Raw genomic sequence first — 25275 nt, 5'->3', positions numbered from 1 at the left:
TCGTTTGCCTGACGGTGCTCGCTCGCCACCGTGCGCAAGGCAACGCATCCAGGAGATTCGTCATGGCCCGCGTATCGAACCCGTTCAAGGTCTGGCTTCAATCCGTGCTGGGAGCTGTTGCCTTCACCGTCTGTCTTCCCGCCCTCGCGGACGTGAAGCTGACGCTGGAACGCCTCAGCGATACGCAGGTGATCCTTTCGGGAAGCGGTGAGATGGGCGCCGTGCTGCCTCCGGAGAATGTGCACTCACTTTACCTGCAGGATCCCTTTACCAACGCGCCTGCTGCATTGTCTGTCCACAGCATTCTCGAAGACTCGGAACTGCACACGGGCGACTTCTATTTCAACTTCGCGAATGCGGCCGGAAGCGGCATCGGCGGAGCGTTCAACAACACGATCTACATGGGCAGGGACATCGGAGTGCTTCCGTTTCCCACGATGCCCTCGGGCGAGCCGTTCGGCGGGACGATGTTCCTGGAGCTCAATCCCGGCGAATCGTTTGCGCCGATCGGCGCCACGGGTGTGGTCTATTGGGGAACCACCAACGGCAACGTTTCCGGAGTGCTCTCCGGTTCGTGGGAGATGGTGGCGCCTACCCTCGTTCCGGAGTCCTCGTCGATCGTATTGATGGCGGCCGGGCTGGGTCTGCTCCTGGCCTTCCGCGGCCGCCGCAGAGGCTGACGGAGCAGCGATCCCCACTCCGGAGGCCCTTCACGCGTTTTCCGACTTTCGCGAGGCTACCGCGCCGCTCTCCATTGTCGGGGTCTGTCTCGCCAGAAATACTAGCGCGCCTTGCACCTTGCCGAGCGTTGCCGGATCGTCCGGCGCGTGCTCTGGCCGATGGGGAGGAGCTGACGCTGGGGCGCCGCGCCGTGCGCTGGTTCGATACGCCGCACACGCCGCATGGCCGGGACTGCGGGTTCCTGATGGAATCGTCGACGCGCACGCTGCTTTGCGGCGATCTGTTCACGCAGGGCGGCGACGGCAAGATGCCGCTCGTCGAGTCGGACATCCTCGGTCCTGGCGAGGCGTTCCGCAGGCCCATGGATGACGTCGCCCATGCGCCGGACACGTCCAAGGCCCTGGAGCGTCTCGCACCTGCACGGCCCGGGATGCTGGCGTGCATGCACGGGAACGCCTATCGCGGCAATGGCGCGGCACTCATCCGCGCACTGGCGGACCGGCTAGCCGAAGAGCGGGACGTCCTCGGGCAGACAGCACAGGTGCCCTGACCCGGAAGGGACCCGGGCGCGGGACGCCGGCTCTTGCCGCGAATGCACGCCGGTGCCGGGTTTTCCAGGATACGGCGCGCCGTCGGGGTTCGAGCGCGAGCAGCGAGTAGGGCCGAGCTGCTCGCGTTCGAACCCCGACGATCCCGATCAAGCCTTGCGGCGTGCCACCGTCGCGAGCAGGCCGATGCCTGCCAGGAAGAGGGCGTACGTTTCCGGCTCGGGTACCGGTACCGTCACGTTCACATACACCAGCTTGTGATCGGACGACGGAAGGCCCGCGTAGAGACCGGGCTTGTTGAACTGTCCGACCAGATCGAACAGCTCGCCGGAGGTGTTGCCGTCGGCAAAGTTCGAATCCGTCGGCCAGAACACGCCCGCTTCGGTCATGGTCAGGTTGGCCGAGGGCAGCACGTAGTCCGCGCGCAGATTGCCCGGCGAGGCGTCGTTGAAGTCGGCCGTGTCGAACATCGGGTCTTGAAGATGCGTGCTGTTCGCTGTGCCGTTGTTGTTGGGGTCGGTCGCGGCCTGCGTTCCGCCGCTGCTTTCGGGGGTGAGGGTCGTGTTGACCAGCGGATCCAGCAGCAACTGGCCGATGGCGTTCGGACCTTCGCCGGGCTGGTCCGGGCCGAGGCAAGCGACCTTGTAGCTGTCGCCGTCGCACAGATCCGCGTTGTAGTCGCCGGCGATGACGAAGCGGGCTCCTTCGGACAGCCCGCCGGTGCCACCCTGGTCGTCGTACATGTAGGAGGCCCCGTTGATGTAGTCCTTCCAGAAGCGGATCTCGTCGGCGTTGCGCTTGCCGTTGCGGTCCTCGGCACCGTCGAAGACCGGCGGTGTCGGGTGGGCCGTGAGGAAGTGCACCTCCTGCCCGCCGATGTTCAGCGTGACATCGACGTGGTTCTTGGACGAAAGGCGCAGCGCATCGATCTCCGCCTGCGAGTAGAAGTTCGAGAGATTGTTGGCACCCGGAGTCGGATCGCTGGTCAGCAGGTTGCCGGGCATGTCCTTCCACAGGAAGTTCTGAAAGCTGCGGACCTGGGTGATCTCGTACTTGGAGTAGATGGTGAATCCGTACTGGCCTGCGTAATTGCCGAAGCCATGGGCATCGTTGCCGCCACCGACCGAGCCGCTGTTGTCGAGGTCAAGGCCGGACGCGATGCCGGTGTTGGTGGGCGGCGTGTAACGGTAGGCGTCCGTCACCGGCGTCGTCATGCCACGTACCGCGTTTCCGTGGCTCTTGGAAAGGAAGTTGTCCTGGAACAGCACGGCTGCATTGCTGGAATAGCCGACCGGCGTGGGCGTGCTCTGCGAACCCGCCACCCCGTTGAAATCGAAGTCGAACTCGTTGACGAGCAGCACGTCCGGGTTGGCGCGCTGGATGATCTCGGCGACGTTCGTTGCCTGCAGGATCCGGCGGGCCGTGGCGTTCGCGGTACCCGCTCCCGCAGGATTGGCGAGGTCGCTCAGCAACTGGCCGCTCGAGTCGCGGTTCAGCGAGGCGTTGAACATGGCGAAGCGCACGTCGATCTGGGCGAACGCCGGCAGCGCAAAGCCAGCTGACAGAGCAGCGGCGATCAGCGTGCGGCTGAAGGGTATAGTTTGCATGGTCGGTCTCCTGGAACAGGTATCAGGCCCGCTGCACGGCGCGACGGGTGGCCGGGTTCCCTACGGCAAGGGAAATTCAACGATTCCAGCGCATGCTGGAACATCGTTGTGAAGAGAGCGTGATGACGGCGGCGTCTTGCCGTGATCCTTATGGACGATGCCCGGGCTCGAGGCGGGATCGTGCGCCCGGTGTTTCTGCCTCGAGGCGCCCCATGCCGGACAGGGCCTGCAGCCGTGTCCGCACGGGTTGCCGGCGGACTCCGGCCGTCCGATACTGGAGAGCCCCCGGCAGCCCCATTGCGGCTTCACTCCGGCGCCACGGCGGCACGCAATCGACCAGGTTCCGGCGGGTGCCGGTCATCCGGCGAATCGTTCAAGGAGACAGCACATGCGCAATCCGATCTTCTTCGTCTGTGCCATGGTGGCGAGCTTTGCGCTGGTGGCGGCCGCCGATGCCGAAGACTATGGCCGCGGTCTGTTCCTGACCCAGAAGCGCATGTGCTTCGAGTGCCACTCGGTCACGCTGCGGAATGTCGGGCCGAGCTTCGAAGCCGTTGCTGCGCGCTACCGCTACAACCCCTGGGCGCGCGACATTCTTGCCGACAAGATCCGCCACGGCAGCGAGGGGCACTGGGGCGATCGTTTCGAGATGTGGCCGCAGGAGGTCGTGCCGGACGACGAGCTCCACGTTCTGGTGGACTGGATCCTCCAGCAGTAGGCTGAAGGTGGCGTGCAGGTGGCGTGCAGGTGCGTCAGAAGGACTGCATCTTCGCGGGCAGCCAGAGCACGAGATCGGGGAAGACGATCAGCAGAACGATGACCGCAAGCTGGATTCCGATGAATGGCCACACTCCGCGATACATGTCGTGCAGGGTGATCTCGGGCGGCGCGATTCCGCGCAGGTAGAAGATCGACGGCGCCATCGGCGGCGTGAGATAGGCGGTCTGCGGCACGACCAGGAACAGCACGCAATACCAGACGATGTCGTAACCGGCCGCCGCGACCAGGGGAGCGGTGACGGGCACCACGATCAGGATGATCACGAGGGGGTCCAGCATGAACCCCGCGACGAAGATCACCGCGATGATCATCGCGATGAGCGGCCCCGGCCCGACTCCCTTGGCCTGCAGGATGTCCGTGACCGTCTGCATGCCGCCTGCCGCGACGAACACTGCCGCGAACACCGAGCCGCACGTGACGATGAAGAGGATCATCGCGGTGATGCGCACGGTCCGCAGTGTCGAACCCACCAGCACGGCCCACGACAGCTTTCCGTATAACGCAGCAAGCACTACGGTCCCAAGCGCGCCCGCCGCGGCCGCTTCGGTCGGTGTCGCCATGCCGGCCATCATCGATCCGAGCACGCAGACGATCACCACCATCGGCGGGACCAGGACACCGGCCGTGACCGCAAGCCTGCGGCCCAGCGGCACCGACTCCTGCTCGTCGAAGCGCGGGCCCAGCGCGGGGTTCAGCACGCAGCGGATCAGGATGTAGAGGATGTAGCCGACGGCAAGAAGCAGCCCGGGCACGATCATGCCGATCAGGATCGGGCCGACCGAAGCATTGGCCACCGGACCGATCACGATGGCCAGCACAGACGGCGGGATGATGGTGCCGAGCGAACCTCCCGCGCAGATCGTGCCGCAGATGAGCGGCTTGTCGTAGCGGTGCCGCAGCATGGCGGGGATCGCGAGCAGGCCCACCACGGTTTCCGTCGCGCCCACGACGCCGCTCGTCGCGGCGAAGATCACGCACATCACCACCGTGCCGATGGCGAGCCCGCCGGGGATCCGCCGGGTCCACAGGTGGATCGCGTCGTAGAGCCGCGATGCGATGCCCGACGCCTCGAACATCGCGCCCATGAAGATGAACAGGGGCACCGCGGCCAGCACCTGCGCGGTGGCGACTTCCTCCACCTTGAGCAGCACCTGGTGCAGCAATCCCTCGTGACCGAACTGCCACAGGCCGAACGCCACTGCGAGGGACAGCATGACCAGCGCGACCGGAAAACCGGTGAGGATGCCGGCGATGAGGGCGGGGAACATCCAAAGGGCGGACATGGCGCGGTACCGTGCTCCGTGTCAGCGGTGGCCGGGGGAAGGAGCGGCAGCGTGGCCGCCGCGGATACGCACGATGCGCCGCAGGATCTCGGCCAGGACCTGGACCGTGAGGATCAGGAAGCCCGCGAAGAGCACGAAGCGGAAGGGCCACAGCACCGGGTTCCACGCGGAAGAACCGGAGCGTTCGCCGCTTTCGTACGCTTCGGCGAAATAGGTCCACAGCCCCGCGGTGATCCATGCGAGCACCGGCAGCGCGAGAAGGCTGAAGCCGATGAGATCGACCCACGCGAGGCGGGGCCGCGTGCGGGAGGTATAGAGCAGATCCACGCGCACGTGGGAGTCGTGCGACAGGCCGTAGGCGATCGACAGCACGAACGCCGAGCCCATGAGGTAGGTGTTGACGTCGAAGGCCCAGAGGGTCGGCGCGTTCGCGAGATAGCGCATCGCCACGTCGTAGAGCATCAGGACCATGAGGGCGATGACGAGCAGCGCGGCGATCGCACCGCAGGCCCGGCTGAGCGCGTCGACCGCACGCACGAACGGCTTCATGCTCGGCGCACCGGATGCACTAGCGCAGGTCGCGGCGGTAGCTCTTGGAGGCTTCCCAGCGCGCCTCGAACGCGCGCTTGTGCTCCAGCACCTTCTTGAACCACACCTCCTTCGGGTCGGCGGCGTACTTGTCTTCCCAGGCCCGCGTGGCCTTCTTCCACGCCTCGATGTAGCTGTCGTCCACGCGCATGATCGTGACACCCTGCTTGCGGAAGGTTTCCAGGGCGTCCATGTCCATCCGGTTGATTTCCATCCACGACTCGAGCGTGGAGAGCTTCGCCGCCTGGCGGATGAGCATCTGCGTCTGCGCGTCGAATCCGTCCCAGAGCGCCTTGCTGAACTGGCACTCCTGCACGGACGCGGGCGTCTGCATGCCGGGCAGCACGATGTACTTGGATATCTTCTGGAATCCGAAGGGCAGATTGACGCCGGGGGTGGACCACTCGATCGCATCGACCAGCCCGCGCTCGAGGGCCGGATAGACATCGCCGCCGGCCAGAATGACCGTGGAAGCGCCCAGCGATGCGCCGATCTCCGCGGCCGCACCGGACGTGCGCCACTTGAGGCCCTTGAGGTCCTCGATCTTGCGGACGGGCTTCTTCGAGTGCATGTGGATCTCGTCGGAATGACCGCCGCAGGGCATGCCGACGATGCCGAACTTCTCCATGCGCCACTGTTCCCAGAGCTCGACCCCGCCGCCGTTGTACAGCCAGTGGAGCAGAACTTCCGCTCCCGGAGTGCCGGGATAGCCGCCGAACAGGACCGAGGTCTTGTCCACGCCCAGGTCGTAGCCCGACCAGGTGTGGCCGGCCGGCGCGACCTTCTTCTGCACGGATTCGGTGATCTTGAGTGGCGAGCCGATCGTTCCACCGGTGAAGACCTGGAACTTCACCTTGCCGCCGGTCAGCTTCTCGACCTTCGTGGCAAAGCCCTTGGCGAAGAGGTCGAGGTGAGGCCCGCCGGACCACGCGGTGGCCATGCGGATGGGCTCCTGCGCCAAGGCGGCAGAGCAGACGGATCCGAGCCCCAGAGCGACGATCAGCGCACGTGTGGCGGTGAAGCACGAATTCATGATGGCAACCTTGCGTGACGGGAGGATGCGAGTGCGGACAGGGATTCGATCCTCGTCGTTCTCCACCGCGGGCTCGTCTTTGACGCATGATCCCATCGAGGACGGCGTGCCGCAATACACGCCCGGCCGTGCGGCATCCGCATTCCGCATCGGGCGCTTCGACGGTTTCGCGAAACGTGGACGGCACGAAGCTCTCGAACGGCGCAGCCGAACACCGTACACGCTGCCATTGTCTGGGAGTACCTGGACGTCGGATCGGTTGCGCCGTGACCGTGCCACGGCCGCACGGCAGTATCGGCGGCGCCTACGGACTCAGTCGCAGGCCCGCATCCCGGATGAGCGCAGACCAGCGCTCGTGCTCCGTGCGGACGAACGCCGCGAATGCGTCCGCGGGTCCCGCCAGGGAGATCGACTCCGCAAAGACGGCATGCGCCCGGGTCTCCGGAGCATTGCGCGCTGCGGCGAACTCCGCGTTGAGTCTCGCAACGCGCTCGGACGGCGTGCCGGCCGGAGCGAAGATGCCGCCCCACGGCGCCCGGATATCGAGACCGGCCAGTCCCTCCTCATTCGCCGTGGGGACCGACGGCAACGACGTCAGGCGTTCGCCGGAGGTCGTGAGCAGCGCGACGAGCTTGCCGGCCTTCACGTGATCCAGCACGCCCAGCGGGACTTCGAAGCCGATGTTCACCTGTCCGCCCAGCAAGGCCAGTATGCCGGGCGCGCTGCCCTTGTAGGGCACGTGGATCAGTTCGGTCGCGGTGAGCTTCTGGAACAGGTGGCCCGCGAGATGTTCCACGCTGCCCACGCCGGAGGATTCGAAGGTGATCGTTCCCGGCCTGGCCTTCGCGGCGGCCACGAGATCGCGCGCGGACTTGAATCCGAGCGAAGGCTGGGCCACCAGCAGCAAGGGCCTGCGGCTCACCCCGATGACCGGCACGAAGTCCCTGAGTGGCGCGAACGCCGTGCTGCCTGTCAGCAGAGGGTAGAGGATCAGATCGCTCGTCGCATACAGGAGCGTGTAGCCGTCACCCGGGCTCGATGCCACGATGGCGGCCGCAATCGATCCGGAAGCACCGGGCCGGTTCTCGATCACCACGTTCTGGCCCAGCCGTCTGGACACCAGCGTCGCGAGATGCCGGGCCGCGGCATCGGCAGCACCCCCGGCCGCGTAGCCCACCATCATGCGGATCGGTCGTGCCGGATAGGGGTCGGCCGCGAAGGCGGCAAGCGGGATCGCCGCCAGCATGCCGATCATCGTGCACAGGAAGGTCCGGATCATCGATGGCGTGCCGGCGGGGGAAGTGGGCGGGCGAGCATGGCGTTCACCGCGAGAGGCCGGTGAGCCGTTCTACTTCGACTGGCAGTGTCCGGGGCGGTCGTAGTCGCAACCGGAAGCAGCCGGACAGCACCAGAAATCGCTGCTCGTCACGCAGCACCGCGACTCGTCGGGACAGTGGCGTCCCATGCCGCAGTCGGCATGTGCCACGGTCTCCTGCGATGCCAGTACCACCGCGCGGCACGCCTGCTCGCCTGACCGCCTGAACACGCGTTCGATCTCCGGGAGAGCGGAATCCGGGTCGAGAGCGGAAGCCGTATCGGCGGCGCAGGAGATGCCTGGAATGACGATGCACAGCAGGAGGATCACGTTGCGAAGTCGCACCATTCAAGTTTCTCCTGGTCGCGGACACCGGGTCACGGAGTATAGGGCGGAAGGCGTGGCGCGATCCTGCCCCCGTTTCAATCCAAAGCCTGCAGGCGTGCGTAGGTCCGGAGTGTCCGTCTCGTTTCGTCGCGGCACGCGAGAGGCCCCTATTGCGCCAGTCGACCGCAGGCCGGGCCGGTTACCCACAAGATCGGAGACTTCCCCATGCGTGTGTCACTTCACCGTCTTGCCGCTGCCTTGCTGACAGCCGGCGTCCTTCTCCCTGCCACGACCGTCCATGCCGAAGGGCTGGTCGGTCTCACGACGGCCAACCAGATCGTCCGCTTCGACAGCCTCGCGCCGGGAATGGCATCCGCGCCGGTCGCCGTCACGGGCATTGCGCAGAACGAACAGATCCTCGGCATCGATTTCCGGCCCAGCACCGGACTGCTCTATGGGCTGGGCAGCGCGAACAACCTGTACACGCTGAACGCCGACACGGGCGCCGCGACCTTTGTCGCGATGCTGGTCGCGGATCCGGCGGACGCCACTGATCCCTTTGATGGATTGGTCGGCGCCTCTTTCGGCGTGGACTTCAATCCGGTGCCCGATCTTGGAATGTCTCTTCCGTCGCTCCGCGTCACGAGCGATGCCGGAATCAACCTGCGCATCAACGTGAACGGCGCCAATGCCGGGCGGGTCTTCACGGATTCCCCGCTCTCCGGTCCGGCGGGCGCCCAGATCGCCGGTTCTGCCTACATCAACAACGACCGGGATGCCGCGACCGGAACATCGCTCTATGACATCGATGCGGCCACGGACGCGCTCTATCTGCAGAACCCACCCAACGCCGGCACGCTCACGAAGGTGGGCGACCTCGGCGTGGATACCATCGGAGTGGTGGGTTTCGATGTATCGGCAGGAGGGAGCGCCTATGCGTCGCTCACGGACGGGCTCACGGGCAAGAGCGGTCTCTATCGCATCGACTTGCAGACCGGTGCCGCCAGCGCGCTCGGTGCCTTCGGCATCGGCGGCAATGCGGCAATCGCACCGCCGTTGCTCGACATCGCGGCTCCGGTGCCGGAGCCTGAAACCTACGCTCTGATGGCACTCGGCCTCGCCGGAGTCGCATTCGCGGCGCGGCGCCGGCGTACCTGAGATCGCCTCCCCGCGAGGTGCCTGCCTGGGCGGGGCACCGGCACCTCGCCATCGAGTCCCGAGAATGGCTCCGCGCCATGCACGGGCGTTCTCGTTCGACTCGAATCCCACCCTGTCGGGCCGGCACCCATCTTCCGTCCGCGGGTCGAGAAGCGGTGGAATGGAACGCTTTGGCGGATTCCGCGATGCCGTTGTCGACGCAGGCGTCTGGCCAAGCCCGCCGTGCTTGCGTCGGATGTCTTGACAGTGAAAGCGCCGCATCGACTCAAGTTGCTGTTCCTGCACACTGGCTGGCATTTTGCGTAGCCGGCCCGACGCGTGCCGGGTTCCGATTCAATGGTGAACAAGAACGGTGGACTTGTCGGGGAATGAGATGAAACGCATTGCATTGGCTGCTGTACTCATGTTCGGCGGTGGAGTGGCTCAGGCCGACTCCGATCTGATCACCAACGGCGGATTCGAATCGCCATACATCGGTTACATTGCCCTTGGGCCCGGTTCGAACTTCATCAGCGGCTGGACGACCGTGTTGTCGGGTGTCGAATTCTTCGACGCGACTTCCCTCGGTGGCGGCGCGCCAGGCAGCGGAAGGATGGCGGTCGATCTGGCGAACTACGTATACCTCACGGGCGGAGGTCTGGAACAGACGATCTCCACCGCAGCCGGTCAAGAGTACGACCTCACGTTCTTCGCAGGGAACTCGGCAAGTTCGGGCCGCGATGGGACAGGCATCGTGAAGCTCACCATCGATGGCGTCACCACCGATTACGCGACGGCCGTTGCCGCCACGGGAGCGATGGCGTGGAAGCAGATCACCCACTCTTTCGTCGCAGCGTCGTCGAGCACGACCGTGCGCTTCTGGAATGACCAGAACCCCTTCGCCCACTTTGCCATCATCGACGGGATCGGCGCCGTTCCGGCCGCACCGGTGCCGGAACCGGGCACTTGGGCCATGGTGCTGGGGGGTCTGGGGTTGGTTGCGGCGGCCCGCCGGCGTTCTTAGGAAGCGCCGGGACCTCGGCTGCAATCGCGTGGATTGATCAGATCTTTCCTGACAGACACACCGGCGCTCCGCCGGTGTGTCTGAGTGCAGGTTCATCACCTGACGAACCTCGCCGCGTCAGGCCCGGGTTCTGCACGGGTTCACCGGGCGCTGCAGCCCGGCCATGGCGATCCCGCGTGACCAGCGAGCCGACTTGTCCGCGGCCGTGGCGGCGACCTCGCGAGATCCGAGTGCGTGCGGGCAGGATCTAACCGCCAGGCGACTCCGCCGCCGGTACCAGAATTCCCCCCTCGAGCGCCGCCACCAGCGACTCCACAGGCTGCGGGCGGGCAAACCAGAAGCCCTGACCGATGTCGCAGCCCAGCGTGCGGAGCAGCTCGTGCTGGCTGCTGCGCTCCACTCCCTCGGCGACCGTCTTGAGTTCCAGGCTGCGCGCCATGGCGGTGATGGCGCGGATGATGGTTTCGCTCTCTCGCGAGACATCCGCATCGGCGATGAAGGACTTGTCGATCTTGAGGAACTCTGCCGGCAGTCTTCGCAGATAGTTGAGCGACGAATAGCCGGTGCCGAAGTCGTCGATGGCGGAACCTATTCCGTGGTCCTTCAGCATCTGCAGCACCTGGATCGTGTGATCCAGGTTGCCCATGGTCATGCTCTCGGTGACCTCCACGATCAACGCCGTGCCGGGGAGTTCGTGGCGGCCCAATTCCGCAACGATGAAGTCCACCAGACCCGGCGCCGCGATCTGCCGGCGCGACACGTTGACAGCGATGCGCGCGTCAGGACAACAACCCGAGCGCAGCTCCTTAACCAGACGGATTGCCTCCCTGATGACGAACTCGCCCAGTTCGACGATGAGACCCGATTCCTCGGCGATGGGGATGAACTGATCCGGCGGTATGAAGCCCTGTTCCGGATGGTTCCAGCGGATCAAGGCTTCCAGCGCGACCATGCGGCCGCTGTGCAGGTCCACCTCGGGTTGAAGGTGCAGGCTGAACTCGCCCAGCTGCAGGCCGCGGGCGATCTCGGTCTTCACCTGTAGATGCCGTGAAACGCGTTCGCCCAGCGACCGAGAGAAGAACCGACTGGTGTTCCGTCCTGCCGACTTGGCCGCGTACATGGCCGCGTCGGCGTTCTTTGTCAGCGTGTCGGGGTCTTCGCCGTCCACGGGATAGCGGGCGATGCCTATGCTGGTACCCACATGGACGTTCTGCTCTCCGATGAGAAACGGCGCGGCGAATGTCTGGATGATCTTGTCGCACACCAGCATGATGTCGTACTCGCTGTCGAGTCCGTTCATGATCACGGTGAACTCGTCGCCGCCCAGGCGGGCGATCGAATCGGTCTCCCGCACGCAGGCTTCGATCCGCCGCGCAGCCTGTCGCAGCAGTTCGTCGCCTGCGTCATGGCCCAGGCTGTCGTTGACGATCTTGAACTCGTCCAGGTCGATGAACATCAGCACGAGCGGCTCCTCGTCGCGGCGCGCGCGCACGATGGCCTGCTGCAGACGATCCTTGAACAGCACGCGATTGGGGAGCCGGGTCAGGCTGTCGTAGAACGCCAGCCGCTGCCACTTCTCTTCCGCGGTCTTGAGGCGCGAGATGTCGGAAAAGTTCACCACGTAGTGGCCAGGCCCGCCTCTTTCGTCCGGAACGGAACTGACGGACAGCCATTCGGGAAACAGCGCGCCGCTGCGCCTGCGGCCCACGCATTCGCCCTGCCAGGAGCCGCGGCTGGCGACCTGCTCCCAGATGCTCTCGACGAAACCGTCGTCGTGCTGCTCGGTCTCGGTGAGCTTGAGCGGCTGGCCAAGCATTTCCTGCCGAGTGAAGCCGGTGATGGCGGTGTAGGCCTGATTGATGTCGACGACACGCCGATCGCGATCCGCGATGGCGACGGCCTCGCCCGTACACTGGAGAACGCGGTGCGCCAATTGCAGGTCCTTGCTGAGCATGGCGCTCATGCGCTTGAGCTCGCTGTTCTTCCGCGCGAGTTCCCGTTCCGCGTTGATCAGGCGGTTGTTGAGCTGCAGCATGTCGCGCAGCATTTCCTGATCGAAGCGCACCGGCGACGCTTCTGCCGATGCGGTCGCGGTCGCGTTCGTGGTCGAGGATGCCCTAAAACATCTATTAAGCGTGCGAAGCGCGTTGATCTGCTCGTTGATGACGTGGCTCAGCCCGTTGTAGATCTGGCCTTCTTCGCGCGAAGGGATCGTCGCGAGCAGCACCACCCGGTCCAGGAGTACCGCGGCGGCAAAGCTCACCGGCACCGGGCCGCCGTCCGTCGTGACATTGAGTTCCCAGCCGAACGCGGCCCGGTGTTCCTTCACGTACAGGAGGAGGGCGAGGCCTTTCTGCACCGAGCCGGGGTCGAGAATGCAGGCGAAGTGCGAACCGCCGCTCATGCGCCCCAGGATGCCCAGGTCGTCCCAGAGCACGTCGTTCACAATGCCGTCGTACGCGCACACCAGACCGAATCCCGGATGATCGGCGTAGGCGTCGGTCATCTAACTCCTCCACTGATTGACGAGCACGAGCGCCGCAGGTGCGTCCGGGGCCCAGCCGTCCGCGCCGACGCGCTTCCACAACTGGGGATCCACGCCGAATGCCGCTCCGCCCACCATCACCTTCACCCCATTGCACGCAGGTTCCGCTCTCACGGCATCGATGAGATCGCTCGCGTGGCCGAGGTTCGCGCCGAGCGTGGTCGAGATCGCCAGCACGTCCGCCCTGTTTTCCACGATCACGTCGATGACCGATTGGCGCGGAACGTCGGCGCCGAGGAAGATGGTGTCCCACCCGTTCATCTCGAACATGTCGGCCACCATGCGGGCGCCGATCTCGTGGAGTTCTCCGGCCACGCAGGCCGAGACGACGCAGCCCTTGCTGATCCGGCCGCCGTCGAAAATGGCGGGGAAGAGTTGCGCCATGACCATCTGGGCAACCGCCGTGCAGTAGTGCTCCTGGCCCACCGTGACCTGGCTGAGATGCCAGAGACGTCCCAGCTCCCGCATGGCCGGCGTGATCACGTCGACGTAGATGACGGGCAGGGGAACGCCCTGATCGACGGCCTGCTGGATGGTGGAGAGCGCCTTGGAACGCTGCATGTGCAGGCAGGCATCGAGAAACGCCTGGCTCAGCGCCTTGTGGGCGTTGCCGTCCTCGAAGTACGTGGCGGTAGGCGGTGGTGCGTGGAGCACTGCTTCGCGCGCGGCCGCAAGAATCTGCAGTGCGGTCCGCACCCATTCTCCCTCGCAGGATTCGCCGAGCCGGACGCCGATGGCGTCGAAGCAGGCCTGGATACGTTCCGGATTACCCCCCGCGGTCTGCAGGAGGTGCGATGTCCAGATCGCATACTCCGTGAACAGCCTCGGCTCCTGGAGCCGTACGGCTTCCCCGAGAAAGGCCAGATGCATCTGGAGATCGAAGACCAGCTCCAGCCGTTCGCTGCCGTCGCTGCGGAACCATTCGGCCGGCAGCCGGAGGCGCGCGGCGGCAGCGACATCGGCCTTGTGCGCCACCAGTTCTCGCGCCGACTGGATGAGCATCGCTATTCGGGGTAACGGGCGATACTGCGGGTGCGGCAAGAAACGAAGTGTGTGCTGAGCGGCATGTTCTTGTTGGTGGCGCAGCGGGCCGGCGAGACTTTCGGATGGATGTAATTAATACCATAAGTCCGGGTTGCCGAATCCCGCACTCCCATGTGTCTGCCGTTCCGCTACGCGATATTGCGTACGAGAGTCACAGACGACGCGCGTTGGATGAGGCGGAAGTGCCTCACAGACAGGGAGGAGGAGTCGCTGCCCGAAGAGGAGCGGCCGTCTTGCCGGCGTATGTCCACATCCTTCGAGCCGGAAGCCGGACCGGCGTGACGTGCAACGATCTAGAGCACCCCCCGTCCTGGAGCGGAGCCGTTCGACGAAGGGAAGCTGAGTCCAGCCGATCGTCGCGGAGGAACCGCGGACCGGCCGGTGTCTCCTCGCCGGAGGGTCAGCCCTTCCGCTGGCGACGCACGGTGATGCCCATCAGACCCAGACCGGCCGCCAGCATCGCCCAGGTTTCGGGTTCCGGCACCGCGGGCACTCCGTTGAACGCCAATTCGCGGATCTCGATGTGGGTGACGACACCGATGTTGGAACTGGCGACATCCAGACCGACCGACTTCACGCCCAGGACAGTGGAATCGAACGTGTAGGTCTGGGGAAGCAATTGACCGATCGGTCCCGTGAGGGTGGACGTCGAGGAGATCAGATCGCCACCGGCGTCGTAGAAGTGCAGCTTGAAGTCCTTGATCCCTTCCATGAAGACGTTCACGTCATTCCAGAGCACGAACGACGAGAGGTCGTACGCCTGGTCGAAGGTGAGCGTGACGAGACCTGAACCGACGTTCGCGGCGAAGCCGTTCAGGGCGTTGTTCTCCGCGGTGATCCCGTCGACCAGGGCAGATACGGGATACGCTGGAGCGTAGAGGGGCAGATCGGTGGTGGCGGTGATCTGCGTCGGACCCATGATCGAGGCGGCGTGCACGCTCCCAGAGGCAATCAGGGCCAGCACGCCGGCAGTCAATGCATTGGTTTGGCGAGAAGGCTTCATCGATCGTGTCTCCTTGGACTTGTTGGACTCGTCGCGGACGTCATCCTGGGGGTAACGCCGGGCCGCAGCGTCGCTGCAAGAATCGGGCGAACGAAGTCACAGCGGGAAGAACGCGCCAGGAGGCGCTCACGATGGAAGATTTTCCGACGCCGGCCGGTACACTTCCGTCCCCACTGCGATCACCGGGCGCGAGCCCTTGAACCCCATGACTCCGGATCTTCAGGCGATCGCGGCAGAAATGAAGAGCGCGCAGGACGCCGGTCGACAGGTCGAGCCTGTCACGGCCCGCTTTCCCGCCTTCGACCTCCCGGCTGCGTACGAGGTCGCGAGGCTCGTGCATCGGGCACGATTGGCCGAAGGCGCCCGACCCGTCGGCCGGAAGATCGGCTTCTCCAATCCGGACATGTGGGAGCGGTACGGAGTGCGGGAACCGGTCTGGGCGAACATCTACGACAGGACGGTCCGGCAACTGGACGGTACGGCGGCAGAGTGTTCGCTGAGCCGGTACGCCGAACCGAAGATCGAACCCGAGATCGTCCTGGGCTTCCTTTCCTCGCCCCCCATCCACGGCGGGGTCGCAGGCGTGCTGGATTCGATCGAATGGGTGGCCCACGGCTTCGAGATCGTGCAGTCGCACTACCCCGGCTGGCGCTTCCAGGCGCCCGACACGGTGGCCGACTGGGCGCTGCATGGAACGCTTCTGGTGGGGCCGCGGCAGCCGCTGGCGGCTCTGGGGAGTGGCGTGGCCGACGCGCTGCAGTCTTTCACGCTCGATCTGTCCTGCAACGGGCGATTCGTGGAGAGCGGGTGCGGATCGAACGTTCTGGGCAGTCCCCTGGCTGCCATCGTCCATCTGTTGTCGGTGCTGGCACGCCAACCCGGCTTCGAGCCGTTGCAGGGAGGCGAGATGGTCACGACCGGAACGATCACTGCCGCACACCCGATTCGAGCGGGAGAGACGTGGCGGTCGGAGATCCGGGGCGTCGGTCTTGAGGGACTGGCCGTGACCTTCCAGGCCTGAGGCCCGGGCACCGTAGAGGTCCGGTCGTTTCCCGCGGATGCAACGGAGAAGCTCCCCCATCCGCGGATCCCGAGGTCCCATCCAGTGCTGCGGGGAAATTCTCGGTCTTGCAGCAAGGTACTGTTCGACGCACTGCTATCGAACGGACCGGGCTCATTTGCATGCAACGCTTGATTCTTGTCATTGCGCACTGGTAGTTTGCTCATGCCGTTCGAGCAGTCAACAATGATCCTTCAAGGAGACCCATCATGAGGAAGTTCCTGTCTGCGGCTGTCACGGCGCTCGCGCTATCGTCCGTTTCCGGGCCTGCAGGCGCGGGGTTGCTCGGGCACACGGTCACGTGCGCTGGCGGAGGTGCGTCCCCCTATTACGGGCTCGCATGTTCTCAGGCCAGTGCCGTGGTGGGACCGGGTGTGGAATTCAACCTGGGTGGAAACATGTCGATCGACTTCGACGACACCGGATTTCTGTTCACTGCGGCCTTCACAATCGCAGGGCTCTCACCCAGCTTCCAGTTCGAAGACCTGACGCAGGAGTTCGCGGCGGTCCAGGTCACGGTCGTGACACCCTCTGTTCCCCCTAACGTTCCGCCGTTCAATGTCGTCGACGGGATTCTCGGGTTCCCGCCCATCGACATCCTCTACAGCGGCAGCTGGCGCGGGGACATCACTCTGTCGGCTCCGGTACCGTCGGTTCCGGAACCTGGAGCGCTCGCACTGGTGGCTCTTGCCGCCGGAGCGGGAGGGCTCTCGGTGCGACGCCGTCGCGTCTAGGCGTCGCCTTGCCCGCTGGGCGTCTGTCAACGCCCGGCCCGACGTACCAGGCTTGTCGCAGACCACATCCTCGGTCGGCCGGGCGATAATTCGCCATGGTCCGACCTGCCCAACGCCTGCACGCCTTCCGTGCACCCGTCACCCCGCGACCCGCGGCCACGGTTCTGCTCATCAGAGACGGCGCGAACGGCCTCGAGGTCCTGATGACCCGCCGTTCCCCGACGGCGAGCTTTGCTCCGGGCGCCTTTGTCTTTCCCGGCGGTGCCATCGACGCCGCGGATGCTGCCGCGCACGTTCATGCGAGGCGCCGCGCCACGCAGGAGGATTCCCGGCTGACGCAGGCGATCGCGGCGATCCGCGAGAGCTTCGAAGAACTGGGCGTTCTGCTCGCCCGCCGTGCGGACGGCCGCCACGCGGACGCGGAGGACGTGGCCGTCCTGGATCGCCGCGGACCGTTCTTCGAACAATGCCTCGCGCGCCGGCTGGTGCTCGCCGCCGACGAAGTGTTCCTGCTCACGCACTGGATCACCGACCGGGATCTGCCCAAGCGCTTCGACGTTTCCTTTCTCGTGGCCCGCATGCCGGAGGGGCAGCATCCGGAGGCCGATGGCCAGGAGCAGTTCGAGCCGGTCTGGGTGCGGCCGCCCGAGGCGCTCGAGCGTCATCGCGCCGGGCAGTTCTTCATGATCTTTCCGACCATCCGGACCCTCGAACGCCTGGCAACCTACGCGTGCATAGAAGATGTGCTCGCGGAGTGCGCCGGCGAGCAGCCCTGGTTCGTGAGCTGTCCCCGGGGAGCCTTCGTTCGCGGGCAGGATCAGCGCTTCATGGAGCACGAATTGCCGTTCGGCGAACTGGCGCTCGTCTGTCCCGACGGGCAGATGCTTCATCACCTGGACTGGCAATGCGACAAGGCCGTTCCGTTGTTACGCAACGTGGCGCGGCTCACGTGCAGCAATCCGGGCATGATGACCGGACCGGGTACGAACAGCTATCTGGTCGGCGATGCGCAGACGGGTTTCATCGCGATCGATCCGGGTCCGGTGTCGCCCGAACATCAGCGGCGACTGCATGAAGCGGCGCACGGCGACATCCGGTTCATCGTCTGCACCCATTCGCATCCCGACCACTCGCCAGGCGCGCGAATCCTGCAGGAGATGTGCGACAGAGGTGGCCGGCGGCCTCCCCTCCTCGGCATGGCTTCACTGCCCACGGCGGCTTCGCACAGCGCATTCGTGCCCGATCGAGAATTGGCCGACGGGGAACGCATCGTCGTGGGCGAATCCGAACATCGGCACACCCTCCGTGCGGTGCACACGCCGGGGCATGCGGCCAACCACCTGTGCTTTCTGCTGGAGGAAGACCGGTTGCTGTTCACCGGCGATCATGTGCTGAACGGCACCACGCCCGTGATCGATCCGCCCGACGGCAACATGACTGCCTACCTCGAGTCGCTCGACCGGTTGATCGCCTTGTGCGAGCGGGAAGGGGTGGGCTTCCTGTTGCCCGCGCACGGCCACGTGCTCGGCAATGAGCCGGGACAGGTGCACGACGCACCGGACGCGATCCGCAGACTCAGGGCGCACCGCCTGCGCCGCGAGGCGAAGATCTTGTCCGTGATGCGGAAACTTCCGGGCGGCACGCCGGACGACTGGCTGCCGCACGCGTACGACGACGTGCCGCGCAAGCTGTGGCCCGTTGCGATGCGATCGCTGATCGCGCATGTCGAACGGATCCGGGAAGGAGAGCACGCAGTGCGGGAGAAGAACGGATCCGATACCCGATAAGAGCACCGGCCGGTCGGGACCGGTGCCCGGGAGCACTCCATTCAGTCCAGGGAACCTCATGCCGAATCTCTTCACACCCTTCACGCTGAAGGGCATCACCCTTCGCAACCGCACCGTGATGTCGCCGATGACCATGTACAGCTCGGTCGATGGCAAGCTCGACGACTATCACGTGTGCTATCTCGGTGCCCGTGCCGCCGGCGGCTTTGCGCTCGTGTTCGGGGAACAGATGGCGATCACACCGGACGGCCGCACCACGACGTCGTGCGCAGGTATCTGGGACGGCAGTCAGATCGAAGGTCACGCCCGCGTGACGGCCATGATCAGGCGCATGGGGGCGGTGCCGGCGATCCAGCTTGGGCACACGGGCCGCAAGGGCAGTCAGCTGCCGCCGCACAAGGGCGTGAACGCCGATGGAACCAAGAAGCAGTTGCCGCCTGACCACCCGGATGGCTGGACGTGCGTCGCTCCGTCACCCGTGCCGTACGGATTCGCGGGGCACACGCACCCCGTCCATGCGCTCACGGTCGACGAGATTCACTCATTGCATCGGGCATATGCGGACGCTGCCGTGCGTGCGCTCGACGCCGGGTACCAGTGGCTGGAGATGCACTTCGCCCACGGCTACCTCGCCTCCAGCTTCTTCTCGCCGATCGCCAACAAGCGGACGGACCGGTACGGCGGCAGCGTGGAGAACCGTGCACGGTTCCTGTTGGAGGCGCTCGATGCGGTGCGCGAGGTGTGGCCCGATCGCTACCCGCTCACGATGCGTCTGGGCTCCGACGACCTGAATCCGGAGGGCATCCAGTTCGAGGACTCCCTTGCCGCCATCGCCATGATGAAGGACCACGGCCTGGACATGGCCGATGTCTCGCTCGGTTTCAACACCGACGCGATGGTGGACCCTCCCATGAAGCGGCCTGCATTCATGGTGGAGCGTGCAAGCCGCGTGAAGCGTGAAGTGGGTTTGCCCGTGATGACCAGCTGGAACCTGGGCGAGCCTCGCGTTGCCGACCGCATCGTTCGCGAAGAACTCGTCGACGTGGTGATGGTCGGGCGCCCCGCTCTGGCCAACCCGCACTGGCCCGTATGGGCGGCGCGTGAGCTGGGGCACCCCAATCCGTTCTCGCTGGTGCCGGAAGACTGGCGCTGGTGGCTGGAGAACTTTCGCGGCCACCCGCCGAGCATCGGGTGGCCGGAGGCGGCCGCGCCGCTGCCCTGACGGTGTGAGGTTCGTTCTCATGCACTGACCCAGGGGCCGCTTTCGCCCCAGGCCGGGCGAGCGATGACGCCGCGAGGCTGAAAGAAGATGGCCGGAGGCTGCCAGCACTTCGGCGCCCTCCGGCTGCCGGCGCGGACCGTTCCCGACTCTGCCTTGTCGGTCAGCGCCTTCTGCGCCGCGAGGCCGCTGCCACCGCCAGCAGTCCCAGGGCGCCCAGTGCCATCGTTCCGGGCTCGGGCACCGGGATGGGCACTCCGAATGTGCCCGAGGAAGAACTCTCGATCGCGACGTCCTCGGGCAGGATGAGCTGAATGAATGCCGTGTTGCCGAGGTCGCCCGTCACCGTATCGCCGGCCGCAGCCTTGAAGACGTTGAAGGACAGCAGGGTCTGGATTTCCAGCACCACGGTGGGACCGGATACCGTCCGGGTCACCGACAGGGTGTCGGAGATCGCGCCGCTGGTGGTGTAGCGCCCGGAATCGGAAACGTTCAGGCTAGGTCCGGCCACATCCAGGATGATGAGGCTGTTCGCCGCCACCTGGCTGTTCGCGCCGAAATTCATGTCTCCGTGGACGACCAGATTCAGCGTCACGTCGAAGGGATCGGTCCTGGCGGTCGACAGGGTCACGATGTCGCGCGCTTCGGCCACGCTCTGCAGGATGGGCACTCCCTGGCCGAACATGTCCGTGCCCCTCGAGTTGACCAGCTTGCCGGTGACCTTCAACTCGAGATTGCCGATATCCGCCGACGCGAAATAGGCGAACTCCACGTCGTCGGGGTTGGCGGGGTCATCCGAGTCCGCGACGGTCACGACCGAACGGGCGAAGGGAGGCGTTGTTTCGTTCTGAAGCAACGGCAGCTTTGCCGGGGAGTCGGACCGACGCCGTCGATGTCCACGCGGCCGCGGGCTTCGATGGCGACCGTGTCGTCGAGCGACAGGGCGAAGGCGGGGCCGGCCGACAGCGTGGCGAGCATGGACAAGGCGGGAAAGAGCCGGTGGAACGGACGGTCGAGCAGCATGATGTCTCCTGGGTTCGTCGGAGCGGCACGGCTCTCGCCGCGCCCTTCCTGGGTCTATCGTTTCGCCGGCGTGCAGAAACGGCGGGCTCGCCGGCGTTATCGGATACCGCTTGGAATGGGAGAACGGCTGAATCGAGTGGGACGAGATGCAGGCCTCTCGCGGGCCTTTACGAGTCGCGGAACAAGTCTAAGCTTTCGCAGATTGCCTGCGGAATATTACTGCTGTCATATCGGCTGGCGCCAGAGCGGCCGGCGCCAGAGGTTTGCCGATGTCGCCGTGAGCGGTCATCACGGACGGCAACGTGCTGCCGTCCCCGTGAGCCGTCGATGGAGGACACCGGTCTGCCGGTGTCCCTGTCAGTCCATCAGATGGACCGTGTCTCCTTCGCGGACTTCGCCGGCACGTACCACTTCGCCCTAGACGCCCGGGTGCCCGTTGGCATGTCCGGCCGTGGTGTCCAGGCTCGACGGGGCTGCCGGGCCTGTGCCCGATGCACCGGAGCGGGCAACGGCACCTGTGATGTAAACCCGTGCATCTCCCACGGCCAGCACACGCCCGATCCACTCGGATTCGGGGAGCGCACGCCCGGGCCTGGTCGCTTCGAGCAGCGCATTGGGCCTGAACCGGGCCACGCTCCCGTCGAGGTCGAGCCCTGTGGTGCGCATGAAGGCCAGGGATGCGGTGGTCACCAAGTGAATCGGCGCCAACCGGTGATAGGTTCCGGGGCGGGTCACGAACTCGCCGGTACCGGCCGGGCGGGCCGACCCTTCGCGCGATTCGCCCGGTGCACGTCCGGGATCGCTCATCTCCGTCACCCCCAGGGCCTCCAGAGGTTCCCCCCTGCGACGGTAGTGATCCGCTTCGTCCGCATCGACCACGGGCCAGAGCGTCAGCGGATGCCCCAGAACCGAGGTGAGGTGATCGTGAACGCCCGGGGAATCGCTGCGGGCGCTGGAGCCGTCCGGAAAGATGAGTGCGACGGGAGCGCTTTCGTCGTGTTCCGGTTCGTGAAGATACCGGGCGCGGCAGCGCGCCAGGGAGGGCATCAAGTGCCCGGTGCAGATTTCCCGCCGGTTTTCGTCCCGCAGGGCCCAGCGCCGGTCTCCACGGAGGCCCGAGGCCGAAATGACGCCGGATTCGATGCGCTCTCCCCCCATGCACTTCACCGGGTAGCGCCACAGTTCCCTGACTTTGCCGACGGCTATCATCGCGATTGCCCTGGGTCCGCGTCCGTTGCTGTTTGCATATAGGTACGTTCGTTTTGTTGCCGGATTATGTCATTGCCCGACGATGACGCAAACATCATTGGAGAAGTTGTCGCCGCTGCCATCGGACAGATTCCCGTGATCCATCCGGACAATTCCCTGTTGAGTGACATTGAGGAAGGAGGTTGCCCGGGGTGTTCCCAGGGCGCCGATCGTCGTCCTTCGCGGAAACGAGAGGCCCAACGGGTCAACCCGGACCGTTTCCGACCGACACACGATCCGCGACCATCGGTCGGACCTTCCCTAGAATGACGGCTTACCCCTCTGGAGCACCCCATGAACGCACCCGCCGCCGGATTCCCCCGGCTCACCAGCCTCGCTCACGGCGGAGGTTGCGGCTGCAAGCTGGCACCCGGGGTCCTGCAGAACATCCTCGCGAACACGGCCAAGGGCCTGGTGCCGGAGGCACTGCTGGTCGGCATAGAAACGAGCGACGACGCCGCGGTCTACAGGATCAACGAAAGCCAGGCCGTCGTGGCGACGACGGACTTCTTCATGCCCATCGTGGACGATCCGTTCGATTTCGGCGCCATCGCCGCCACGAATGCGATCTCGGATGTGTACGCCATGGGCGGCACGCCGCTGTTCGCACTGGCGCTGGTGGGCATGCCGATCGACAAGTTGCCGGTGGAGACGATCCGGGCAATCCTCGAAGGCGGCGAGTCCGTCTGCAAACGCGCCGGGATTCCGGTGGCGGGTGGCCACAGCATCGATTCGGTCGAACCCATCTACGGGCTGGTCGCCATCGGGCTCGTGAATCCGTTGCAACTCAAGCGGAACTCTGATGCGTGGCCCGGGGACAGGATCGTTCTTGGCAAGGGCATCGGGGTGGGCATCTACAGCGCTGCCCTGAAGAAGGAGCAGCTGTCGGCAGCCCACTACGCCGCGATGCTGGACAGCACGACGCGGCTCAACACACCCGGACCGCGGCTCGCGGCCCTGCAGGGCGTTCATGCCCTGACCGATGTCACCGGATTCGGGTTGCTGGGCCATCTGTTGGAGGTCTGCCGCGGCTCCGGTGTCCACGCGACGGTGCGCAGCGGTCGGGTGCCCCTGCTTCCGGGCGTGGAGGAACTGGCCGCCGCCGGCCATGTGACCGGCGCATCGAAGCGCAACTGGGCCGCTTACGGCCACGAGGTCGCACCAGGCCGGATGGACGAAACCCGGCGCTGGCTCCTGTGCGATCCGCAGACGAGCGGCGGACTCCTGGTCACCTGCGCGCCCGACGCGGTCGATGAGGTACTGGATGTCTTCCGCAGCGAAGGCTTCGAACGGGCCGCGGAGATCGGGGAAGTGGAGGCCGGTCAGCCGGGCGTCACGGTCGAGTGAACCGGCCGCACTCCGCCATCAGACCGCGCTGCTTTCCTTAAGACGCAGCGCCGCTTCGGCAATGGCATGAAGCTTGGCTTCCGCGACGGAGGCCGAGCTGACCGGATTGTCCGCGAAGGTGGCGAAACCGCAGTCCGGATTGAGCAGCACGCGGTCGGCGCCGAAGATCCGGATCGCGCCCTGGGCCTTGGCCAGGATCTCGTCGACGGTTTCCACCCGCGTGTGCTTCTGATTCACCACGCCGACGCCGATCCTCCGATCCGCGGGCAGTGCCTTCAGCACCTCGATCTCGCCGGCGCGGGGCGTGCACAGTTCGAGGAAATACGTGCCGACTCGCATGTCGGCGAGCGTGGCCACGAGCGGCGTGTAATCGCCGGCCAGGCAGGTCGATTCGTCGGGTGTCCAGTTGCCGCGGCACATGTGCAGCGCGACGCGCTCCAGCGGAAACCCCTCGGTCACTGCGTTGACGAGATCGCGTGCGAAGGCGAGCTCCGTCGCGGCATCGCCCTTCTCCGACAGCGCTCCGCACATGAAGCTCCGCCGGTTCTTGGCGCCGGTGAAGACCACTTCCGAGAGCACGGGCTCGTCGAACTGCACCAGAGAAACGCCTGCTGCCAGCAGATCGGCAAGTTCTTCCCGCAGCACCCGCACGATGTCCGCGGAGATGTCCTCGCGGGAGCCGTAGGCGCGATCGGAGATGCACTCCATCCACATGGTGCGGGTGAGGAGATAGGGTCCCGGCAGCGCCACCTTGACGGGTTTGTCGACGAGACTGCGGAGGAACGTCGCCTCGTGCAGCGCCACGGGCCTGCTGCGTCCCAGGCGGCCGAACACGGCGGGATGCCGGACTTCTCCGGCCGGGACGTCCAGCGCCCTCAGTTCTTCCTGGAACTCCTCCGGATCGTCCACCAGCGGAAGCAGATCGGTGAGCGGGATGAGCTGGCAATTGTCCAGCCGGCTTGCGACGAAGCTCGCGTAGCTGTCCCGGCGCTGCTCGCCATCGGTGAACACGTCGACGCCCGCACGCCGCTGCGCGTCGACGCACAGTCTCACGGCATCGTCGGCAGTCGCGTCGAAGTCTGCTTCCCCGAGGCGGCCTTCGAGACGCTCGTGCACCGCCTGCACCATCCATCGCGGTCTCGGCCAGCTGCCCACGCCCATGACGGAGAGCGCGGCGATGGCCGGGGCCGGCGCCGGCTCGGGGAGGTGGTCCCGAAACGTGCTCGTCTGCCGCGGGATTGCGGTCATGGGAATGTGGGCAGGCGGGGAGGAGACGGAACGCTCCGCGAGAGCGCCCTTGCACACGACGAAGGCCATGGCGCCGCCGGGCGCACGCCCGGCGGAGACGCGTTCGTTTCCCGTGAGCCTGCACCACGCGGGGAGATCCTCCTTCACCGAGATCTCGGTGGAGAGGATCTCCAGCAGACCTCCGCGCGGCAGCGGATCGATGTGGCTGCGGATCATGAGCAGCAGACCGCTTCCGCAATCGAGATCGCCGCCGTCGAAGCTCACGTCGGGCTTCAAGGCCGTGGAGACAGGTGTTTCCATGCAGGGGCGGTCGGCGCGCTCAGTAGCTCATGCAGGGCGTGCCGTCCGACAGGAACTCGACGAGCTTGGCACCGCCCACGATCGTCGCGCCGGGAATGAGGCTGTCTTCCGCGAGACCGCGCTTCTTGAAGCAGGGCGAACACACGAAGATGGTTCCGCCGGCCTTCACGAAGTTCTCCATGAGATCCTTGAGCGGCGCAAAGCCTTCCTCGTGGATGCCGTCCGTGTAGCCCTGCTGCGACAGGCGCACGCCTTCGATCGAGAGGAACACGAGCGTCTGCTGGTTGGACGCCTGAGCGGCGTTCGCGACGACGAAGGCGACCGTCGCCTTGTCCGTGTTGTCCTTGGAATAGCTCAAGCTGACGCAGAACTTGCCGGTGCCGGCCATGGGTGT

24 protein-coding genes are annotated in these 25275 nt (G+C 65.7%); 10 read left to right on the top strand and 14 right to left on the bottom strand.

Annotated elements, in window-relative coordinates:
• Nucleotides 1-62 precede the first annotated feature (62 nt).
• Both IPK20_01405 and IPK20_01400 read left to right on the top strand, forming a co-directional pair.
• Nucleotides 63-680, top strand: a complete 618-nt coding sequence (locus tag IPK20_01405) for a PEP-CTERM sorting domain-containing protein (GenBank protein ID MBK8015472.1) — start codon at nucleotides 63-65, stop codon at nucleotides 678-680.
• A 128-nt stretch (nucleotides 681-808) separates the two neighbouring features.
• Complete coding sequence (locus IPK20_01400) at nucleotides 809-1231, top strand: hypothetical protein (protein ID MBK8015471.1); 423 nt, start codon at nucleotides 809-811, stop codon at nucleotides 1229-1231.
• Nucleotides 1232-1378: 147 nt separating this feature from the next.
• On the opposite strand, the gene IPK20_01395 is transcribed toward IPK20_01400, so the two are convergent.
• Entirely contained in the window at nucleotides 1379-2836 is a 1458-nt protein-coding gene (locus tag IPK20_01395) for an endonuclease/exonuclease/phosphatase family protein (protein ID MBK8015470.1), read from the bottom strand.
• A 388-nt stretch (nucleotides 2837-3224) separates the two neighbouring features.
• Here IPK20_01395 and IPK20_01390 point away from each other — a divergent pair, with 388 nt between their 5' ends.
• Nucleotides 3225-3554: a cytochrome C gene (locus IPK20_01390; GenBank protein MBK8015469.1), complete on the top strand. Its 330-nt coding sequence runs from the start codon at nucleotides 3225-3227 to the stop codon at nucleotides 3552-3554.
• Nucleotides 3555-3588: 34 nt separating this feature from the next.
• Here IPK20_01390 and IPK20_01385 read toward each other — a convergent pair whose 3' ends face one another.
• The 5 genes from IPK20_01385 to IPK20_01365 all read right to left on the bottom strand — a co-directional run bounded on the left by IPK20_01385 (nucleotide 3589) and on the right by IPK20_01365 (nucleotide 8183).
• Nucleotides 3589-4899 carry a TRAP transporter large permease subunit gene (locus tag IPK20_01385; GenBank protein ID MBK8015468.1) on the bottom strand — a complete coding sequence of 437 codons (1311 nt, stop codon included), beginning with the start codon at nucleotides 4897-4899 and terminating at the stop codon, nucleotides 3589-3591.
• A 21-nt stretch (nucleotides 4900-4920) separates the two neighbouring features.
• Complete coding sequence (locus tag IPK20_01380) at nucleotides 4921-5448, bottom strand: TRAP transporter small permease subunit (protein MBK8015467.1); 528 nt, start codon at nucleotides 5446-5448, stop codon at nucleotides 4921-4923.
• A gap of 19 nt (nucleotides 5449-5467) precedes the next feature.
• Nucleotides 5468-6520 carry a TRAP transporter substrate-binding protein DctP gene (gene dctP / locus IPK20_01375; GenBank protein ID MBK8015466.1) on the bottom strand — a complete coding sequence of 351 codons (1053 nt, stop codon included), beginning with the start codon at nucleotides 6518-6520 and terminating at the stop codon, nucleotides 5468-5470.
• Nucleotides 6521-6824: 304 nt separating this feature from the next.
• The gene (locus IPK20_01370) at nucleotides 6825-7799 is read right to left on the bottom strand and encodes a tripartite tricarboxylate transporter substrate binding protein (protein MBK8015465.1); all 975 of its coding nucleotides are present in this window, start codon (nucleotides 7797-7799) and stop codon (nucleotides 6825-6827) included.
• 69 nt (nucleotides 7800-7868) lie between these two features.
• Complete coding sequence (locus IPK20_01365) at nucleotides 7869-8183, bottom strand: hypothetical protein (GenBank protein ID MBK8015464.1); 315 nt, start codon at nucleotides 8181-8183, stop codon at nucleotides 7869-7871.
• Nucleotides 8184-8387: 204 nt separating this feature from the next.
• On the opposite strand from IPK20_01365, the gene IPK20_01360 reads away from it, so the two are divergent.
• Both IPK20_01360 and IPK20_01355 read left to right on the top strand, forming a co-directional pair.
• A complete protein-coding gene (locus tag IPK20_01360; protein MBK8015463.1) occupies nucleotides 8388-9320 on the top strand; it encodes a DUF4394 domain-containing protein in 933 nt (310 codons plus the stop codon).
• 373 nt (nucleotides 9321-9693) lie between these two features.
• On the top strand, nucleotides 9694-10323 hold the full coding sequence (locus tag IPK20_01355; GenBank protein MBK8015462.1) for a DUF642 domain-containing protein: 630 nt from the start codon (nucleotides 9694-9696) through the stop codon (nucleotides 10321-10323).
• Nucleotides 10324-10570: 247 nt separating this feature from the next.
• Here IPK20_01355 and IPK20_01350 read toward each other — a convergent pair whose 3' ends face one another.
• The 3 genes from IPK20_01350 to IPK20_01340 all read right to left on the bottom strand — a co-directional run bounded on the left by IPK20_01350 (nucleotide 10571) and on the right by IPK20_01340 (nucleotide 14915).
• Nucleotides 10571-12829: an EAL domain-containing protein gene (locus IPK20_01350; GenBank protein ID MBK8015461.1), complete on the bottom strand. Its 2259-nt coding sequence runs from the start codon at nucleotides 12827-12829 to the stop codon at nucleotides 10571-10573.
• Nucleotides 12830-13870: a cobalamin-dependent protein gene (locus IPK20_01345; protein ID MBK8015460.1), complete on the bottom strand. Its 1041-nt coding sequence runs from the start codon at nucleotides 13868-13870 to the stop codon at nucleotides 12830-12832.
• Between the two features lie 442 nt (nucleotides 13871-14312).
• Nucleotides 14313-14915 carry a PEP-CTERM sorting domain-containing protein gene (locus tag IPK20_01340; protein MBK8015459.1) on the bottom strand — a complete coding sequence of 201 codons (603 nt, stop codon included), beginning with the start codon at nucleotides 14913-14915 and terminating at the stop codon, nucleotides 14313-14315.
• Between the two features lie 205 nt (nucleotides 14916-15120).
• Here IPK20_01340 and IPK20_01335 point away from each other — a divergent pair, with 205 nt between their 5' ends.
• The 4 genes from IPK20_01335 to IPK20_01320 all read left to right on the top strand — a co-directional run bounded on the left by IPK20_01335 (nucleotide 15121) and on the right by IPK20_01320 (nucleotide 19718).
• The gene (locus IPK20_01335; GenBank protein ID MBK8015458.1) at nucleotides 15121-15936 is read left to right on the top strand and encodes a decarboxylase; all 816 of its coding nucleotides are present in this window, start codon (nucleotides 15121-15123) and stop codon (nucleotides 15934-15936) included.
• Nucleotides 15937-16184: 248 nt separating this feature from the next.
• Nucleotides 16185-16709 (top strand): PEP-CTERM sorting domain-containing protein, encoded by a 525-nt coding sequence (locus IPK20_01330; protein MBK8015457.1) that lies wholly within the window; start codon nucleotides 16185-16187, stop codon nucleotides 16707-16709.
• A gap of 95 nt (nucleotides 16710-16804) precedes the next feature.
• Entirely contained in the window at nucleotides 16805-18496 is a 1692-nt protein-coding gene (locus IPK20_01325; protein ID MBK8015456.1) for an MBL fold metallo-hydrolase, read from the top strand.
• A gap of 58 nt (nucleotides 18497-18554) precedes the next feature.
• The gene (locus IPK20_01320; GenBank protein ID MBK8015455.1) at nucleotides 18555-19718 is read left to right on the top strand and encodes an NADH:flavin oxidoreductase/NADH oxidase; all 1164 of its coding nucleotides are present in this window, start codon (nucleotides 18555-18557) and stop codon (nucleotides 19716-19718) included.
• Between the two features lie 160 nt (nucleotides 19719-19878).
• Here IPK20_01320 and IPK20_01315 read toward each other — a convergent pair whose 3' ends face one another.
• The 3 genes from IPK20_01315 to IPK20_01305 all read right to left on the bottom strand — a co-directional run bounded on the left by IPK20_01315 (nucleotide 19879) and on the right by IPK20_01305 (nucleotide 21947).
• Nucleotides 19879-20529, bottom strand: coding sequence for a PEP-CTERM sorting domain-containing protein (locus IPK20_01315; protein MBK8015454.1), 651 nt, complete (start codon nucleotides 20527-20529; stop codon nucleotides 19879-19881).
• Nucleotides 20526-20738, bottom strand: a complete 213-nt coding sequence (locus tag IPK20_01310) for a hypothetical protein (GenBank protein ID MBK8015453.1) — start codon at nucleotides 20736-20738, stop codon at nucleotides 20526-20528. The genes IPK20_01315 and IPK20_01310 overlap by 4 nt, the downstream gene beginning before the upstream one ends.
• Nucleotides 20739-21155: 417 nt before the next feature.
• Complete coding sequence (locus IPK20_01305; GenBank protein ID MBK8015452.1) at nucleotides 21156-21947, bottom strand: MOSC N-terminal beta barrel domain-containing protein; 792 nt, start codon at nucleotides 21945-21947, stop codon at nucleotides 21156-21158.
• 333 nt (nucleotides 21948-22280) lie between these two features.
• Here IPK20_01305 and selD point away from each other — a divergent pair, with 333 nt between their 5' ends.
• On the top strand, nucleotides 22281-23333 hold the full coding sequence (gene selD, locus IPK20_01300) for a selenide, water dikinase SelD (protein MBK8015451.1): 1053 nt from the start codon (nucleotides 22281-22283) through the stop codon (nucleotides 23331-23333).
• 18 nt (nucleotides 23334-23351) lie between these two features.
• Here selD and IPK20_01295 read toward each other — a convergent pair whose 3' ends face one another.
• The gene (locus IPK20_01295; GenBank protein ID MBK8015450.1) at nucleotides 23352-24881 is read right to left on the bottom strand and encodes a 5-methyltetrahydropteroyltriglutamate--homocysteine methyltransferase; all 1530 of its coding nucleotides are present in this window, start codon (nucleotides 24879-24881) and stop codon (nucleotides 23352-23354) included.
• A gap of 19 nt (nucleotides 24882-24900) precedes the next feature.
• The gene (locus tag IPK20_01290) at nucleotides 24901-25269 is read right to left on the bottom strand and encodes a DsrE family protein (GenBank protein ID MBK8015449.1); all 369 of its coding nucleotides are present in this window, start codon (nucleotides 25267-25269) and stop codon (nucleotides 24901-24903) included.
• Nucleotides 25270-25275: the final 6 nt, after the last annotated feature.

The sequence above is a fragment of the Betaproteobacteria bacterium genome (genome assembly GCA_016713305.1).
GTDB lineage: Bacteria > Pseudomonadota > Gammaproteobacteria > Burkholderiales.
Note: the sequence above shows the minus strand (reverse complement) of the source record. Positions and strands in the feature narration are given on the sequence as shown.